This window comes from Pinisolibacter sp. DMC100 (assembly GCF_056313705.1).
Genome location: NZ_JBQUZT010000001.1, coordinates 1,512,298 through 1,527,886, shown reverse-complemented (window position 1 = coordinate 1,527,886; position 15,589 = coordinate 1,512,298). Strand labels below are relative to the sequence as shown.

Below are 15,589 nucleotides of genomic sequence, written 5' to 3'. Positions count from 1 at the left end.
GTCCACCCCTCGATTTCGGGCCCGTCCCGACCAGACCACGAGCGGCCGCCCACAGAGGCCGCCGCGCCGGGATCGGCGTCGCGCGCAGGCGCGGCGTCCCCGCTGCCAGGAGAACACGACGATGAAGATGACGACCGAAGAAGCCTTCGTGAAGGTTCTTCAGATGCACGGTATCGAACACGCCTTCGGCATCATCGGTTCGGCCATGATGCCCGTCTCCGATCTCTTTCCGAAGGCGGGCATCACCTTCTGGGACTGCGCGCACGAGACCAATGCCGGTCTGATGGCCGACGGCTTCACCCGTTCCACCGGCAAGATGTCGATGGCGATCGCCCAGAACGGACCGGGCGTCACCGGCTTCGTCACGCCGATCAAGACCGCCTACTGGAACCACACGCCGCTGCTGCTGGTCACGCCGCAGGCCGCCAACCGCACCATCGGTCAGGGTGGCTTCCAGGAGATGGAGCAGATGCGGCTCTTCGCCGACTGCGTCTGCTATCAGGAAGAGGTGCGCGATCCGACCCGCGTCGCCGAGGTGCTGAACCGCGTCATCCTGAAGGCCCGCCGCGCCAGCGCGCCCGCCCAGATCAACGTGCCGCGCGACTTCTGGACCCAGGTGATCGACATCGAGCTGCCGCAGATCGTCCGGTTCGAACGCCCCGGCGGCGGCGAGGACGCGCTCGCCGAGGCCGCCAAGCTCCTCAGCGGTGCCGCCTTCCCGGTGATCCTGTCGGGCGCCGGCGTCGTGCTCTCGGGGGCCATCGCCGACGTGGTGGCGCTCGCCGAACGGCTCGATGCCCCGGTCTGCTCCAACTACCAGCACAACGACAGCTTCCCCGGCTCGCACCGTCTCGCCATGGGACCGCTCGGCTACAACGGCTCGAAGGCCGGCATGGAGATCATCGCCAAGGCCGACGTCGTGCTGGCGCTCGGCACGCGCCTCAACCCGTTCTCGACCCTGCCGGGCTACGGCATCGACTACTGGCCGAAGAACGCCCGGATCATCCAGGTCGACATCAACCCCGACCGCATCGGCCTGACCAAGAAGGTCGACGTCGGCATCGAGGGTGACGCCGGCAAGGTGGCGCGCGGCATCCTCGCCCGCCTCTCGCCGGCCGCCGGCAACGTCGGCCGCGACGACCGCAAGGCGCTGGTGTCGCTCACCAAGTCGCGCTGGGCGCAGGAACTCTCCAGCCTCGACCACGAGGACGACGATCCGGGCACCGTCTGGAACGCCGAGGCGCGCAGCCGCGACGCCGATCTCATGAGCCCGCGTCAGGCGTGGCGCGCCATCATGCGCTCGGTGCCGAAGGATGCGATCGTCTCCTCCGACATCGGCAACAACTGCGCCATCGGCAATGCCTATCCGAGCTTCGAGACGGGGCGGAAGTATCTGGCGCCGGGCCTGTTCGGTCCCTGCGGCTACGGCTTCCCGGCGATTCTCGGGGCCAAGATCGGCAATCCCGACACGCCGGTGATCGGCTTCTCGGGCGACGGCGCCTTCGGCATCTCGATGAACGAGATGACGGCCTGCGGCCGTGACTGGTGGCCGGCGATCACCATGGTGATCTTCCGGAATTACCAGTGGGGCGCGGAGAAGCGGAACACGACGCTCTGGTACGACAACAACTTCGTCGGCACCGAGCTCGACCGCGAGACGACCTATGCCGGCATCGCCCGGGCCTGCGGCGCCGAAGGCGTGGTGGTCAGGTCGATGGAGGAGCTGTCGGATGCGCTGGAGAAGGCGGTCGAACGGCAGATGAAGGAGAAGAAGACCACCTTCATCGAGGTCCTGCTCAACCAGGAACTCGGCGAGCCCTTCCGTCGCGACGCGATGAAGAAGCCCGTGGTGGTCGCCGGCATCGACCCGGCCGACATGCGGCCGCAGCAGGGCGCCGTCTGAGACGGAAGCGACGCTTCCCACAGGTGACGAAGTCCCCCGGCGCCCTCGCGGGCGCCGGGCGGGCGAACGCGTCCTTCGAAAGACAGACGAGGGCCTCCCCGTGACGCTTCCATCCGGCCTCGCAGACCAGAGCCGCTCTCCTCGCCCTCCCGTCGTGGTGCGGTGATGCGGGCGCTCGACCATCTCTTCGACCGGGCGCGCGACCTCCGCCGCCACATCGTCCTGCCGGAAGGCGGCGATCCGCGCGTCGCCGCTGCGGCGGCGATCGCCGTCCGCGAGGGCCTCGCCCGGATCACGCTGATGGACGGCGAGGCGCCCGGCGCGACGACGCTCGCAACCGCGACGGCCCCCGACCTCGACGATCTCGCCGCCACCTATCACGCCCTGCGCGGCCATCGCGGCGTGACGGCCGAGGAGGCGCAGGCGACGATGCGCGATCCGATCGGGCAGGCCGCCATGCGGGTGCGGCTCGGTCAGGCCGACGGCACGGTCGGCGGCGCGGTGGCGACGACGGCCGACACCGTCCGCGCGGCGCTCAGGATCATCGGCCGGGCGGGCGATGCCGATCTGGTCTCGAGCTTCTTCCTGATGCAGCCGAAGGCGGCGGACGCGCCGATCGCCCACGGCATGATCTTCACCGACTGCGGGCTGGTGATCGCGCCGAGCGCCGAGGAACTCGCCGGCATCGCCATCGCGGCGGCTGGCTCGTGCCGCACGCTGCTCCGCGAGACGCCGCGCGTCGCGCTGCTGTCGTTCTCGACGGCGGGTTCGGCGGAACATCCGAGCCTCGACCGCGTCCGCACGGCGCTGAGAATCGCGCGCGAGAAGGCGCCCGACCTCGAGATCGACGGCGAGATCCAGATCGACGCCGCCCTCGACGGGGCCATCCGCGCCCGCAAGATGCCGCTCAGCCGTCTGACCGGCCCCGCCAACGTGCTGGTCTTCCCCGACCTCGCCGCCGGAAACATCGGCTACAAGATCGCCGAGCGGATCGGCGGTCTCGCGGCGATCGGTCCGCTGCTGCAGGGGCTGGCGCGACCGGCGAACGACCTGTCGCGCGGCTGCTCGGTCGACGACATCGTCGCCGCCATCGCCATCACGGCGGTGCAGTCGGCCCCGACTTGACCGGGGCCGAACACGGCGCCGGACCTCAGTCCTTGAACCAGACCTCGACCTCGCCGGTCAGCTTGATCGTCAGCGGACGGCCGTGACGGTCGAGCGAGCGGCCGGCCGGCACGCGGATCCAGCTCTCGGAGATGCAGTATTCCTCGACGTTGAACTTCTCGACGCCCTTGAAGCGCACGCCGATGCCGCGCTGCAGGATGTCGCCGTCGAAATAGGGGCTCGACGGGTCGATCGACAGGCGATCGGGGAGCGCGGGGGCGGCGGCGGGCGTGGTCTCTTCGGTCATGGTCGTCCTCGGCGGATGATGGGCGCGTCCGCGAGGGGCCGCGCCGAAACGGTCGCCACGACATGCACCGTTTCGCGCGACGGGTCAAACCCGTCGCCCCTCCCCGACCGGGACCGGGCGTGCTAGAGGTGGGCGTTTCCCGCGAACCGCCGATCCGACGGACCCGATCCCGACCATGCTCCACCGCCCGCCCCTGCGCCGATCCCGCCTCGCCGGATGGAGCCGGAACCTGGGCGGCTTCGCGTTACCGCTGCTGATCATCGCCGTCGCCGGCCACCGGCTCGGCTGGATGGAGACGGAGCACGCGGTGGCGATCATGCTCGCCGCCTTCGGCTTCGCCGCGCTGGCGCTCCTCGGCGGGGCGGCGGCGGCCGCGGTCATCTGGCACGACGGAAGGCTCGGCGCGCGTCTGGCGGTCGGCGGCATGCTGTGGTCTCTCGTCACGCTGGCGCCCGCTGCCTGGCTCGCCTTCGAGGCTCTCACCCATCCGGTGGTGCTCGACGTCTCGACCGACGCGACCGATCCGCCGATGTTCCGCGCCGCCGCCTTCGCCCGCGTCGGCCGCTGGAACACGCCGACCCCGCCGTCGCTCGAAGAACGCACCCGCATCCGCGCGCTGACGCCGGAGATCGGGCCGCGGCGCTATTCGATCGGTTCGGACCTCCTGTGGAGCGTGGCGCGCAAACGCGTCGAGGCGGCGGGCTGGACCATCCTCGACCAGTCGCAGCCTGCCGGCGACGGTGACCGCGGCCGCATCGAGGCGATCGCGCGGTCGATCGTTCTCGGCCTGCCCGACGACGTGGTGATCCGCATCCTGCCGGAGCCTTCGGGCGCGCGCATCGACATGCGCACCTCGCCGCGCTGGGGCGGGCTCGACTTCGGCCGCGGCGCGGCGCGCATCCGCGCCTTCCTCGACGACCTCGATCAGGCGGTGATCGACACCTACGGCCGCTGAGCCGTCAGATCCGCTTCAGCCGCGCGGAGAGCCGCACCGGTCCGTCGACCGCGGCGATGACGCCGCGCGCCGCCAGATCCTCGGCATGGGCGAGCAGCGACAGCGCCGCCGCGCCGTGCAGGCTGCGATCGACCGCGGCATAGATCGTCGCCACCATCTCCGGAATGGTCTTCTCGCCGTCGCCGAGTTCGGCGAGCAGCGACGCCTCGCGCCCCAGCCGATGCGCCTCGAGCCCGCGCAGGAACGGCAACGGATCTGCGATCGAGGCGCCGTGGGCCGGGTGGAGCACCCGGTCGTCGCGCGCCATCAGCCGGCGCAGCGAGGCCATGAAGTCGGCCATGGCGCCATCGGGCGGGGCGACGATCGTCGTCGACCACGCCATGACGTGGTCGCCGGTGAAGAGCGCCGCCTCCTCGGCGAGCGCGAAGCAGAGGTGGTTGGCCGTGTGGCCGGGCGTCGCCACCGCCTCCAGCGTCCAGCCGGCGCCCGCGACGACCGCGCCGTCGGAAAGCGCCACGTCGGGGACGAAATCGGTCTGCGACGAGGCGTCGAGCGGGTTGACCTCGCCGATGTCGAGCGGTCGGGCGGAGCGATGCGGGCCCTCGCCGAAGACCGTCGCGCCGGTCGCCGCCTTCAGCGCCGCGGCGGCGGGGGAATGGTCGCGGTGGGTGTGGGTGACGAGGATCGCACCGACGCGGGCGTCTCCCACCGCGTCCAGGATCGCCGCGACATGGGCCGGATCGTCGGGACCGGGATCGATCACCGCCACCTCGTCGGCGCCGACGAGGAAGGTGTTGGTGCCGTGGAAGGTGAAGGGACCGGGGTTCTTCGCCACGACGCGACGGACGAGCGGCGACAGGCGCACCGCCTCGCCGTGGCGGGGATCGAAGGCGCGATCGAAGACCAGCGGCGTGTCGGCCATGACGGCACCTCTCAGACGAGCGAGACGACGAAGCGCAGCCCCATCACCCCGAGGAACAACGCGAAGACGATCTCCAGCGTGCGCTTGTCGAGCCGGTGGGCGAGACGCGCGCCGATCGGGGCGACGAAGACGCTGGTCGGCATGATCAGCGCCGCGCCGATCAGGCTGACGAAGCCGATCGACAGCGGCGGCAGCAGGGCGGTGCGCGACCAGCCCGCCGCCATGAAGCCGATCGCGCCGGGGATCGAGATCAGCACGCCGACGCCCGAGGCGGTGGCGACCGACTGGAGGATCGGGCGGTTGCAGAAGCTCATCACCAGATTGACGATCGAACCGCCGCCGATGCCCATCAGCGCCGACAGCACGCCGGTGACGACGCCGATCACGGCGCGCCAGGGTTCGCCGGGAACGTCGTCGGCGACCTTCCACGAGGCCTTGCCGAAGCCGAGCTTCGCCGCCGTGACCCAGGCGACGAGGACGAAGACCAGCTTGAAGACCGCCGGCGGGGCGAAGGAGGCGAGCCACGAGCCGATCACCACGCCGCCGACGATCGGCAGCGCCCAGGCGCGCAGCAGCGCCTCGTCGACGGCGCCGCGGGCGCGGTGGGCGAGGAAGGAGCGGATCGAGGTCGGCACGATGACGGCGAGCGAGGTGCCGACCGCCAGTTGCATCTTCAGCTCCTCGGGCACGCCGACGACGCCGAAGAGCTGATAGAGCACCGGCACCATGACGGCGCCGCCGCCGACCCCGAAGAGGCCGGCGAGCAGACCGGAGAGCGCACCGGCGCCGAGCAACACGCCCGCCAGTTCCGCCCATTCCATCATGCCGATGCCGCCCATCGCGTGCCCCCGGTTCCGTCGTTCATTCGGCGAGTTTGTCGCGCCGGCGCAGCTCCGGGAAGAGGTGTGCCCAGAGACCGGCGACGAGGAGCGTGCCGACGCCGCCGATCACCACCGCGCCGACCGGCCCGAGAAGCGCGGCGAGCAGCCCCGATTCGAACTCGCCGAGTTCGTTGGAGGCCCCGATGAAGACCGAATTCACCGCCGAGACGCGACCCCGCATTTCGTCGGGCGTGTCGTGCTGGACGAGCGTCTGGCGCACGAAGACCGACACCATGTCGGAGGCGCCGAGCACCGTCAGGAAGCCGACCGCCGGCACCAGTGCCGTCGACAGGCCGAAGCCGATGGTGGCCAGCCCGAAGGCCGCGACGGCGGTGAACATGGTGACGCCGGAGCGCCGACGCAGCGGCCGGTGGGCGAGGAAGATCGCGGTCGCCGCCGCCCCGAGCGCCGGCGCCGAGCGCAGCAGGCCGAGGCCCCAGGGGCCGGTCGCCAGGATCTCGCGGGCATAGATCGGCAAGAGCGCCGTCGCCCCGCCGAGCAGCACGGCGAAGAGATCGAGCGAGATCGCCCCGAAGATCGCCGGGCGCGAGCGGATGAAGCGGATGCCGGCGAAGAGCCGATCGAGCGACGGCTTCTCCGGCGGCACGACCGGCGGGCGCGGCGTGACGCGGAAGATCGAGGCGGAGGCGACGGCGAAGGCGGCGACCGCCGAGCCGAAGGCCGCCTCCGGGCCGATCGCATAGAGGATGCCGCCGAGCGCCGGGCCGGCGATGGTGGAGACCTGCCAGGCCGACGAGCCGAGCGCCACGGCATTGGCGAAGAGTTCGCGCGGCACCAGCGTCGGCAAGAGCGCCTGGGTCGAGGGGTTGCCGAAGGCGCGCGCGGTGCCGAGCAGGGCGGCGAAGGCATAGATCGGCGTCGCCGAGCGGACGTCGAGGACGACGCAGACGAGCACGCCGAGCGCCGCCGTTGCCATCGTGGCGAAGGCGATCGAGGAGACGAGGCGGCGATCGAAGCGATCGGCGACCTCGCCGCTCGCCAGCGCGAAGACGAGATTGGGCACGAAGACCGCGAGCCCGACCAGACCGAGCGCCAGGGCCGAGCGGGTGACGTCCCAGACGTGCCAGCCGAGGCCGACGTTGTAGGCCTGGATCGCCAGTCCACTGAGGAAACGGGCCGCCATGAAGAGGCGGAAGTCGCGATGGCCGAGCGCGGCCAGTCCGCCGCGGCGGGGAGCGGGCGGGGAAGCCGCTTCGGCCATGGTTCTCTCCGTCCCCGCCGGCCCCTCGCCGACGGTCGAACGTCGCCTCTAGCATGCGAGACGCATTCCTGTCGTCACATGAACGTGCGTGGCCGCTCTCGGCCTCGGCGGGCCGGCGTTCGTCCGCGATGCGAACGACGCGGGGTGCCGCCTCAGCGCGGGCGGCGGAAGCGGGCCGGCAGGAGCTCGTCGAGCGGCGCCGGGCGCACCACCCAGGCGACGGAGCCGAAGACGACGACGCCGAGAACGATCGAGCCGACGAGTTCGAGCGGCAGCGGCAGCAGCGACAGCGGCCGGGCGGCGAGAGCCAGCACGGCCGCCATGGCGAGCGTCGCGGCGGCGGTGCGGGCGAGATCGTGCCAGGGGATGGCGAAGGCCATCAGACGGCGGGCGACGACGAAGTTCACCGCGAAGAGCGCGAAGTTCTGGATCAGATAGGCGATCGCGCAGCCCCACACGCCCCAGCGCGGCACCAGCACCGCCATGGCGGCGAGGCCGACGAGGGCGGCCGGCAGCGTCACCAGCCCGCCGAGGCCGGTGCGCTTCTTCATGTGATAGACCTGCTCGAGCACGAAGGTCTTGTAGCCGATGAAGACGGCGGCCAGCACCGCCGGCGGCAGAACCCGGACCGCGGCGGCGGCATAGTCGGGCGACAACAGCAGGCGGCTCATCGGATCCGCGACCATGACGATGCCGACGGCGGCCGGCAGCGCGATGAAGGAGACGCCGGAGACCAGCTCCGACATGCGGCCGCGGGCGGCGGCGTCGCCGTCGCGCTCGTAGGCCTCCATCAGCAGCGGGAAGGTGCGCACGCCGACGAGGCTGAAGAGGAAGTCGAGCGGCTGGCGCGCCAGCATCACGCCGGCGGCATAGACCGCCACCGCCTCGGCGCCGACCGCCTGATCGAGGAAGATCCGGTCGGAGGAGTTGGCGACCGCCGCGACGATCGCCGCCGGGATGATCGGCAGGCCGTAGGCGAGATAGGACTTCAGCGGCTCCAGCGCACCGGCGTGGAGGTCGAGCCGGGCGAAGGCGCGGCGCGCGCCCCACAGGCCGACCACCGCGGTGATCGCCACGTAGACCAGCGTCTGGGTGAAGAAGGACGGCCAGATCCAGGCCGCCGCGATGCCGACGACGAGCAGGCCGAGGGCGCGGATCGCCTCCATGGCGACGATGCCGTTGCGATCGTTCTGGACCGACATCAGCGTCGAGGGGAAGCGCATGACGCCGGTCGCCGCCAGATAGAGCACCACGGCGACGACGAAGATCGCCTCGTCGGCGTCGTCGCGCATCACGATGCCGGCGATCGCGGCGAGGGCGAAGGCGGGAACCAGCGTGGCGGCGTAGATCCAGAAGCTGCGGACGGCCTCGTGGCCGAAGGCCTCCGGGCGGCCGGAGGCGAAGCGGGCGAGTGCCAGCCGAACCCAGTTGCTGATCGTGCCGTCGATCGCCTCGGCCACCGTCATCACCAGGACGAAGAGGCCGTACTCCTCCTTGGAGATCAGACGCGTCAGGATCAGGACGAGGACCAGCGACACGATCCGCGGCAGAACCACGGCAGGCGCATAGCCGACGAGCGAGCGAACGATGGACATGCGATCTCCCGAGCGGCCGTCCGGCGACGGCAGCGGAACCAATGACCGGCGTGAAAGACCTCCCCCGGTGTGGCATCGCACGCGGGATCGATCATCGCCCGAGGGTATTGCGATTTGGTTGTCGCAAGCCCCCTCGCGCATAAAGATTCCGTTGCGTCACTTCAAGCCCAACGCCCGCGCCATGCCGGCTTCGACGCGCAGCGTCGCGGGGTCTTCGACGATGCCGAAGGAGTGGTTCGGCCGGGTCAGTTCGGCGGTGTAGATCGCCCAGGCGAAACCGGCCTTCTCCGCCGCCCGGCGGGCGATGCCGACGACCTCGGCGCGCACCCCCGGCGCCATGCCGGGGCCGTAGCCGCCGAATTCGCCGAGCAGGATGCGCCGCGGCGGGATGCCGTGGACCCTGGTCCAGTCGGCGACCTTGGCGAACTCCGCCTCGATCGTCGCCGCGCTCGCACCGGAGGCGACGTACTTGTCGAGATGGGCGGCGACCGCCGTCTCCATCGCCGCGCGGGCCTGCGGATCGGCGACCTCGGCGTCGATGCGCGCCTTCGCGTCGGCGAGGATCGCCGTGCGGGCGGCGGCGTCGATCTTGGCCGCCGGGAAGGGCAGGCCGGGCAGGAAATGCGCCGGCCCGGTCTCCCACGGCAGGCCGGCATGGGTCAGTGCCATCGGCTCGTAGGCGTGGAAGCTCCAGATCACCCGATCGTCGCCGGCGAAGCGCGAGGGATCGAGCCGCAGGAGCCCCTCGACGCCGCCGCCGCGGGCGCCCGAGAGCACCAGCGCCAGATCGGGAGCGACGCGGCGGGCGGCGCCGTGAAGAGCCACGAGCTGGCCCGGCCAACGATCGGTCAGGGCGAGGTGCGAGTTCCAGTCCTGATCGGGCTCGTTCAGGAGTTCGAGCGCGACGCGGTCGCCCGGCAGGGTCTTCAGCCGGTTGGCGACGGTGCGCACCAGACCGAGATGACGGGAGAAGCCCTCGCCCGCCCGCATGCCGCCGGTGCCGAGCACCCAGTGCAGGCCCTGCGGCCTGTCGTTCGTCTCGGGCACCAGATGGAGATCGACGATCACGCGGAAGTCGGCGGCGATGAGCCGCTTCGTCGCCCGCAACACGCCGTCGAGAAGGCGCTCGGTCCCGAGATCGTCCCAGAAGAACGGCGAGGGATCGACGTTGAGGCGGACGAAGTCGAAGCCCTGACGGCGGAGCGCGGCGAGGCGATCGTCGGGGACCGCCTTCGACCAGTCGGGGAAGTTCGAACGGTCGTATCCGGGTGCGAGGAAGGCGTCGCGGCCGGTCCAGGTCTGCCAGAGTTCGAAGTTGATGCCGCGCCGGAAGGCGGGCGCCTCGGCCGCCGCGAGCGGCGCGGCGAGCAGCGCGGCGAGCACGGTCGCGGCGAAGACCCGGACGAGACGCCCGACGGTCGATGAAAACGGCATGCGGTGCCCTCGCCCCTGTTCGCGCGCGATGATGCAGGCTCCGCCCGTCGCGGTCCAGTACGGGCAACGGATCCTTCACCGATCGCGACTAGGCTCTCACGCTCACGACCATGTCTGCGGGCGGGGGGAACGGCTTGGCGGATCGACGTCCGATCGTGTTCGACGGTTGCTTCGGCTGGATCCACGCGGGCACGCGTCCGCGCGGCGTCGTGCTGTGTTCCGCCCTCGGCTTCGAGGGTGTCGCCGCCCACCGCGCCTGGCGCGACCTCGCCGAACGCCTCGCCGACGCCGGCCTGCCGACCCTGCGTTTCGACTGGGCCGGCACCGGCGACGGGCTCGGCGACGATCGCGATCCCGGCCGCCTCGCCGCCTGGGAGGCGAGCCTCGTCGCGGCGATCGAACGGCTGAAGGAAGAGACCGACGTCGCCGAGGTCGCCCTCGTCGGCCTGCGTCTCGGCGCCACCATCGCCGCCCGCGTCGCCGCGGTGCGCGACGACGTCGCCCTCCTGGTCGCGTGCGGCCCCGTCGTCTCCGGCCGTCTCCTCGTACGCGAGCAACAGAGTTTCGCCCGCATGCTGCGGGTGCGCGGCGACGACGATCCGCCGGATGCCGACGAGATCGACGGCCATGCGCTCAACGGCTTCTTCATGTCCGAGGAAACCGCAGAAGCGATCAGGGCGATCGACCTGCGCAAGGCCGAGGCGCGGCCGGCCCCGCGCGTGGTGCTTCTCGCCCGCGAGAACGACGCCGCCTGCGGCGCGCTCGCCATGCGGCTGCGCGACCTCGGTGCCGCCGTCGAGGAGCGCCCCTTCCCCGAACTCGACAATCTGATCGAGAACCCGACCCGCAGCCGTATTCCCGCGGCGCGCTGGGAGGCGATCGTCGCCCATGTCCTTTCCGGCGCCGGAGAACCGCGCGCCGCCCTGCCCGCGCCGCTCGACGAGGCGCCGCGCCTCGAGGACGAGGCCTGGGTCGAGGAGCCGTTGTGCTTCGGCCGCGACGATCGGCTCTTCGGCATCCTCTCCCGGCCGAAACGCGCCGTGGGCGCACGGCCGGTGGTGGTGATCCTCGACGCCGGGCGGGTGTCGCACGTCGGCTGGGGGCGCGGCGCGGTGGAACTGGCGCGGCGTCTCGCCGTCGCCGGCCATCTCGTGCTCAGGATGGACCCGGCCGGCATCGGCGACAGCGACGCCATGCCCGACGGGCCGGCCGAGGTGCTCTATTCGAAGGAGGCGGTCGACGACGTGATCGCCGCCTTCGATCGGCTGGAGGGCGAGGCGCCGGCCGGCTTCGTGGCGATCGGTACCTGTTCGGGGGCGCATTTCGCCTGGCACGCGGCGATCCGCGACCCGCGCGTCGTCGGCGTCGCGCTGATCAACCTGCAGCGTTTCGTCTGGAAGGACGGCGACAGCCTCGAGATCGCGATGCGCAACCAGATGCGCGCGACCGGGGCCTATCGCGCCATGGCGCTGCGCGCCGACACCTGGAAGCGGCTCCTGACCGGCAAGATCCACGTCCTGGCGATCTCGCGCGAACTCGGCCGGCGGATCCTCGGGCGGATCGCCGGCAAGATCCGGCGGCTGGTCACCACCGATCCGGCGGTGCGCGCGTTGAAGGGGCTCGCCGCCCGTCGGACGCGGGTGCTCTTCGTCTTCGGCGAGGACGACGGCGGGCGCGACGAGTTCGCCGCCCATGTCGGCAAGGAGGCGGCGCTCGAAGACATCGCCGCCACCGCGAGCCTCGAGATCCACACGGGTGCCGACCACAACTTCTCGCAGCGCGATCCGCGCCGGAAGCTCCACGCCCGGCTCGTCGCCTTCCTCGGCGAGATCGCGCGGCGCTGATCAGTCGGCGTCGCGGCGCGGCGTCAGGACGAGGGTGAAGATCACCCACATCGCCAGGACCGAGCTCTTGGCGGCGACGCCGAGCGACGACGACATCACCGCGACGAAATAGGCCACCGACCACAGCGCCTGGAGCGAGGTCTCACGCACCACCTCGCGCATGAAGGCGGCGAGCGCGGCGAAGAAGACGATCGAGACGAGCACCCCGTAGGCGGCGGCGAAGCCGATCTCGGAACTCTCGATGCCGAGGCGGATGGCGTATTCGCGCTGCGCCTTGGCGATGATGTCCGGATCGGGCCAGAGCCAGAACTGCTCGCCGCTCAGATCGCCGAAGATGCGGAACATCGACAGGCGGGTCTGCGCCGAGCCGTGGTCCTGGCTGAAACGTTCGAGGAAACGGTCGGCACCGCCGCCGTCGACGAAGATCACGACGAAGATCGTCGCCAACGACAGGGCCGCGACCGCGAAGATCGCATGGCCGATCGAGAAGCGTCCGCCGATCAGCAGGCGCCCCAGACCGATCACCGCGGCGAGCCCGACCATGACCAGCGCCAGCACCATGGCGACGCGGCCGCCGAAGGCGATCATCGACAGCGAGGCGAGCCCCATCGCCGCGAAGCGCCAAGGCAGCGTCAGGCGCGGTGCGGCGCCGAAGGCGAGCGCGACGATGTAGTTGCCGGTGACATAGGCGTCGATCAGCGGATGGCCGAAGAGTGCGGTGGCGCGCCATTCGTAGGTGATGAGCTTGCCGTCGGCCTCGTACATCGGCGTCAGGCGCCGGCCGCCGGCATATTCCCACAGCGCCATCAGCGAGTTCGCTGCGACGATCAGGTGCAGCAGCGTCTCCAGCCGGGCGCGCTCGGCGGCGTCGAGTTCGGCGATCGCGACGAAGAGCATCAACGGCAGCAGGAAGGTGTCGAGCGTCGCCGCCAGGGGCAGCTTGACCACCACCGCCGCCTGGAACAACAACAACGCGATGCCCAGACCGAAGGCGACGAGCCCCGGCCATCGCGTCGCGACGCGACCGAAGAGGCGGCCGACGCCGCCGTTCGCCCAGCCCCAGATCAGCACCACGACCAGCGACAGGAAGGTCGCCGGATGGATCTTGGCGAGCGCCGATCCGCCGGCGACGGCGTAAGGGATGCCGACCGCGGTCAGGAGCAGGGCCGAGACCAGCAGGACGACGAGGACCAGCGCGAAGGTCGCCGCCACCGCGACGCGACGGCGGTTCGCGCCGGGGCGCGGCCGCGCTGCGAGGGTCTCGGCGATCGGATGCGCCACGGCGTCGAACTCCCCTGGCCGACGGCACGGGCCGCCGCGGCGACGGCGGCAGGCGCCGCGATCGGTCCACCATGGTGGCGAAACAGGGTTAACGCCCGGTTGGCGCCGGGGCGCAGGCGGGACGAAGGGCTGGCGTTTTACCTTTCGAAAACATCGGCGGGTTATGGATGGAGGCGGTGTCGACGAAACGGACGGGAGCCGCCCGCCGTCGGTCGCGCGCATCGGGGTCGTTTTCGTGATCATGGCCGCCTGTCACAGCGATTTGGAGTCGACGACCGAGCGCCCGGCGACGGTGATCGACATCGATTCCTGGCGGATCAACGTCGCGACCCAGCAGGACCTGATCGCGCGCGTCGTCGCCGACGTCCGCGGCGGCATCGCCGGCACGGTCTTCACCATCAATCTCGACCATCTCTCCAAGTTGCGCCGCGACGAGGCCTTCCGTGCCGCCTACGGCCGGGCCCGCCACGTCTCCGCCGACGGCTTCCCCGTCGTGCTGCTGGCGCGCGCCGAGGGCGTGAGGATCGATCGCGTCACCGGCGCCGACCTCGTCGTGCCGCTCGCCCGCGCCGCGGCCGAGGCCGGCATCGCGGTCTATTTCTTCGGCACGTCGCCCGAGGTGCTCGACGCCGCCATCGCGCGGCTGAGGGCGACGATTCCCGGTCTCGTCGTCGCCGGAGCGGAAGCGCCGCCGATGGGCTTCGACCCGCGCGGCCCCGCCGCCGCGGACGCCGCCCGCCGGATCGTCGCGTCGGGCGCCGGCATCTGCTTCCTGGCGCTCGGCGCGCCAAAGCAGGAGGTCTTCGCCGACTTCGCGGTGGAAACCACGGCCAAGGGTTCGTGGATCGGCGTCGGCGCGGCGCTCGACTTCATCGCCGGCCACCGCACCCGGGCGCCGAAGTTCTTCCAGCGCGTCGGCCTGGAATGGGCGTGGCGCGCCTTCCAGGAACCGCGCCGGCTGCTGCCGCGCTATGCCGAGAACGTCGGCTGGCTGGCGAGCCACCTCGCCGGTCTCCTCCTCGGCACGCGTCGCCCGCCGCGCGGCTGAGGCGTCACGCCCGACCCGCCGCGGCGTCGACCAGACGCGCCCATTCCACCATTCCCGCCTCGAAGCCGAAGACCTCGGCACGTTCCGATCGCTCGACCGGATCGCCGGGCGCGTCGAGCGCCGCCTCGATGCCGCGTGCCATGGCGTCGGCGTCGCCGATCGGCACGATCCGGCCCCAGCGTCCCTCGCCGAGGATCTCGCGCGGACCGCGACAGGCGGTGGCGACGATCGGCAGGCCGTGGGCGAGCGCCTCCACCAGCACCAGACCGAAGGCTTCCGTGCGCGAGGGTACCGCGACGACGCGGGCGCGGGCGTACCACGGCTCGGGATCGACACGGCCGAGCAGCTCGACCCGGTCGGAGAGACCGAGGGCGGCGATGCGCGCCTCGAGCCGGCCGCGTTCAGGTCCTTCGCCGGCGATCGCCAGCCGAGCGTCGGGGCGAGCGACGCGGGCGAAGGCATGGACGAGGTCGACCATCCCCTTCTCGACGCCGAGGCGGCCGACCGCCAGGACGAGCGGCGAGCGGCTCGCCAGATCGGCGGCGCTCGCGCGGGCCGCCGCGAAGTCGACGACGACGGGGTTGTAGATCCGCCGCGTGCGCGCCGGATCGGCACCCCACTGGGCGATCAGGTCCTCGACCAGCCCGTCGGAGACGCCGACAATGTGGTCGGCGATGCGGTCGAGGAAGGGCATGCCGAAATAGGCGCAGGCCGAGAGGCGGCCGGTCCGCCACTCCTCGAAGCCGTGATAGGAGACGATGGTCGGGGTCCGACGGCGCGACATCGCCACGGCGGCGGCGAGCTTGACGCAGGAGCCGGAGACGGCGGCGAGCGCCACGTCCGGCGGATCGGCCCCGACCAGGCGGGTCAGCCGGGCGAGCGAGACCGCATGCGCGCAGCCGAGCACCACCAGGCGCGGATTGGTCGTCGCGTCGAGGTCGAAGCCGGGCGGCGGGGCCTGATCGACGGCCAGGGTGACGCGGTCGCCGCGCGCGGCGAAGCCCCGGGCGATCGACACCCAGACCTTCTCGGCGCCGCCGTCGCCGACCGCACGTGTCGTCAGCAGAAGATTGAGACTTTTCGAATAGGACAT

General features: G+C 71.6%; 13 protein-coding genes. 5 read left to right on the top strand and 8 right to left on the bottom strand.

The genetic code is table 11. The features are described from left to right. Window positions 1-121 precede the first annotated feature (121 nt). Both xsc and pta read left to right on the top strand, forming a co-directional pair. Entirely contained in the window at window positions 122-1,903 is a 1,782-nt protein-coding gene (gene xsc / locus ACT541_RS07060) for a sulfoacetaldehyde acetyltransferase (protein WP_476135397.1), read from the top strand. Between the two features lie 165 nt (window positions 1,904-2,068). Continuing rightward, window positions 2,069-3,028 carry a phosphate acetyltransferase gene (gene pta / locus ACT541_RS07055; RefSeq protein WP_476135395.1) on the top strand — a complete coding sequence of 320 codons (960 nt, stop codon included), beginning with the start codon at window positions 2,069-2,071 and terminating at the stop codon, window positions 3,026-3,028. A 25-nt stretch (window positions 3,029-3,053) separates the two neighbouring features. Here the strand turns inward: pta and ACT541_RS07050 are convergent, their stop codons facing one another. Further along, window positions 3,054-3,314, bottom strand: a complete 261-nt coding sequence (locus ACT541_RS07050) for a DUF3297 family protein (RefSeq protein WP_476135394.1) — start codon at window positions 3,312-3,314, stop codon at window positions 3,054-3,056. Between the two features lie 175 nt (window positions 3,315-3,489). On the opposite strand from ACT541_RS07050, the gene ACT541_RS07045 reads away from it, so the two are divergent. Beyond that, window positions 3,490-4,269, top strand: a complete 780-nt coding sequence (locus tag ACT541_RS07045) for a DUF1499 domain-containing protein (protein ID WP_476135392.1) — start codon at window positions 3,490-3,492, stop codon at window positions 4,267-4,269. Window positions 4,270-4,273: 4 nt separating this feature from the next. On the opposite strand, the gene ACT541_RS07040 is transcribed toward ACT541_RS07045, so the two are convergent. The 5 genes from ACT541_RS07040 to ACT541_RS07020 form a co-directional block, all read right to left on the bottom strand. Then, window positions 4,274-5,191 (bottom strand): MBL fold metallo-hydrolase, encoded by a 918-nt coding sequence (locus ACT541_RS07040; protein ID WP_476135391.1) that lies wholly within the window; start codon window positions 5,189-5,191, stop codon window positions 4,274-4,276. An 11-nt stretch (window positions 5,192-5,202) separates the two neighbouring features. Then, window positions 5,203-6,030, bottom strand: coding sequence for a sulfite exporter TauE/SafE family protein (locus ACT541_RS07035; protein ID WP_476135389.1), 828 nt, complete (start codon window positions 6,028-6,030; stop codon window positions 5,203-5,205). A 22-nt stretch (window positions 6,031-6,052) separates the two neighbouring features. Beyond that, window positions 6,053-7,294, bottom strand: a complete 1,242-nt coding sequence (locus ACT541_RS07030; RefSeq protein ID WP_476135388.1) for an MFS transporter — start codon at window positions 7,292-7,294, stop codon at window positions 6,053-6,055. Between the two features lie 152 nt (window positions 7,295-7,446). Further along, a complete protein-coding gene (locus tag ACT541_RS07025) occupies window positions 7,447-8,889 on the bottom strand; it encodes a lipopolysaccharide biosynthesis protein (RefSeq protein WP_476135386.1) in 1,443 nt (480 codons plus the stop codon). Between the two features lie 156 nt (window positions 8,890-9,045). Next, a complete protein-coding gene (locus ACT541_RS07020; RefSeq protein ID WP_476135384.1) occupies window positions 9,046-10,323 on the bottom strand; it encodes a cellulase family glycosylhydrolase in 1,278 nt (425 codons plus the stop codon). A gap of 155 nt (window positions 10,324-10,478) precedes the next feature. Here ACT541_RS07020 and ACT541_RS07015 point away from each other — a divergent pair, with 155 nt between their 5' ends. Then, window positions 10,479-12,167, top strand: coding sequence for a serine aminopeptidase domain-containing protein (locus tag ACT541_RS07015; RefSeq protein ID WP_476135383.1), 1,689 nt, complete (start codon window positions 10,479-10,481; stop codon window positions 12,165-12,167). Here ACT541_RS07015 and ACT541_RS07010 read toward each other — a convergent pair whose 3' ends face one another. Further along, window positions 12,168-13,448: a VpsF family polysaccharide biosynthesis protein gene (locus tag ACT541_RS07010; protein WP_476135382.1), complete on the bottom strand. Its 1,281-nt coding sequence runs from the start codon at window positions 13,446-13,448 to the stop codon at window positions 12,168-12,170. A gap of 292 nt (window positions 13,449-13,740) precedes the next feature. Between ACT541_RS07010 and ACT541_RS07005 the strand changes: the two genes are divergently transcribed. After that, the gene (locus ACT541_RS07005) at window positions 13,741-14,496 is read left to right on the top strand and encodes a WecB/TagA/CpsF family glycosyltransferase (protein ID WP_476135380.1); all 756 of its coding nucleotides are present in this window, start codon (window positions 13,741-13,743) and stop codon (window positions 14,494-14,496) included. Between the two features lie 4 nt (window positions 14,497-14,500). On the opposite strand, the gene ACT541_RS07000 is transcribed toward ACT541_RS07005, so the two are convergent. Next, window positions 14,501-15,589, bottom strand: coding sequence for a glycosyltransferase (locus tag ACT541_RS07000; RefSeq protein WP_476135379.1), 1,089 nt, complete (start codon window positions 15,587-15,589; stop codon window positions 14,501-14,503).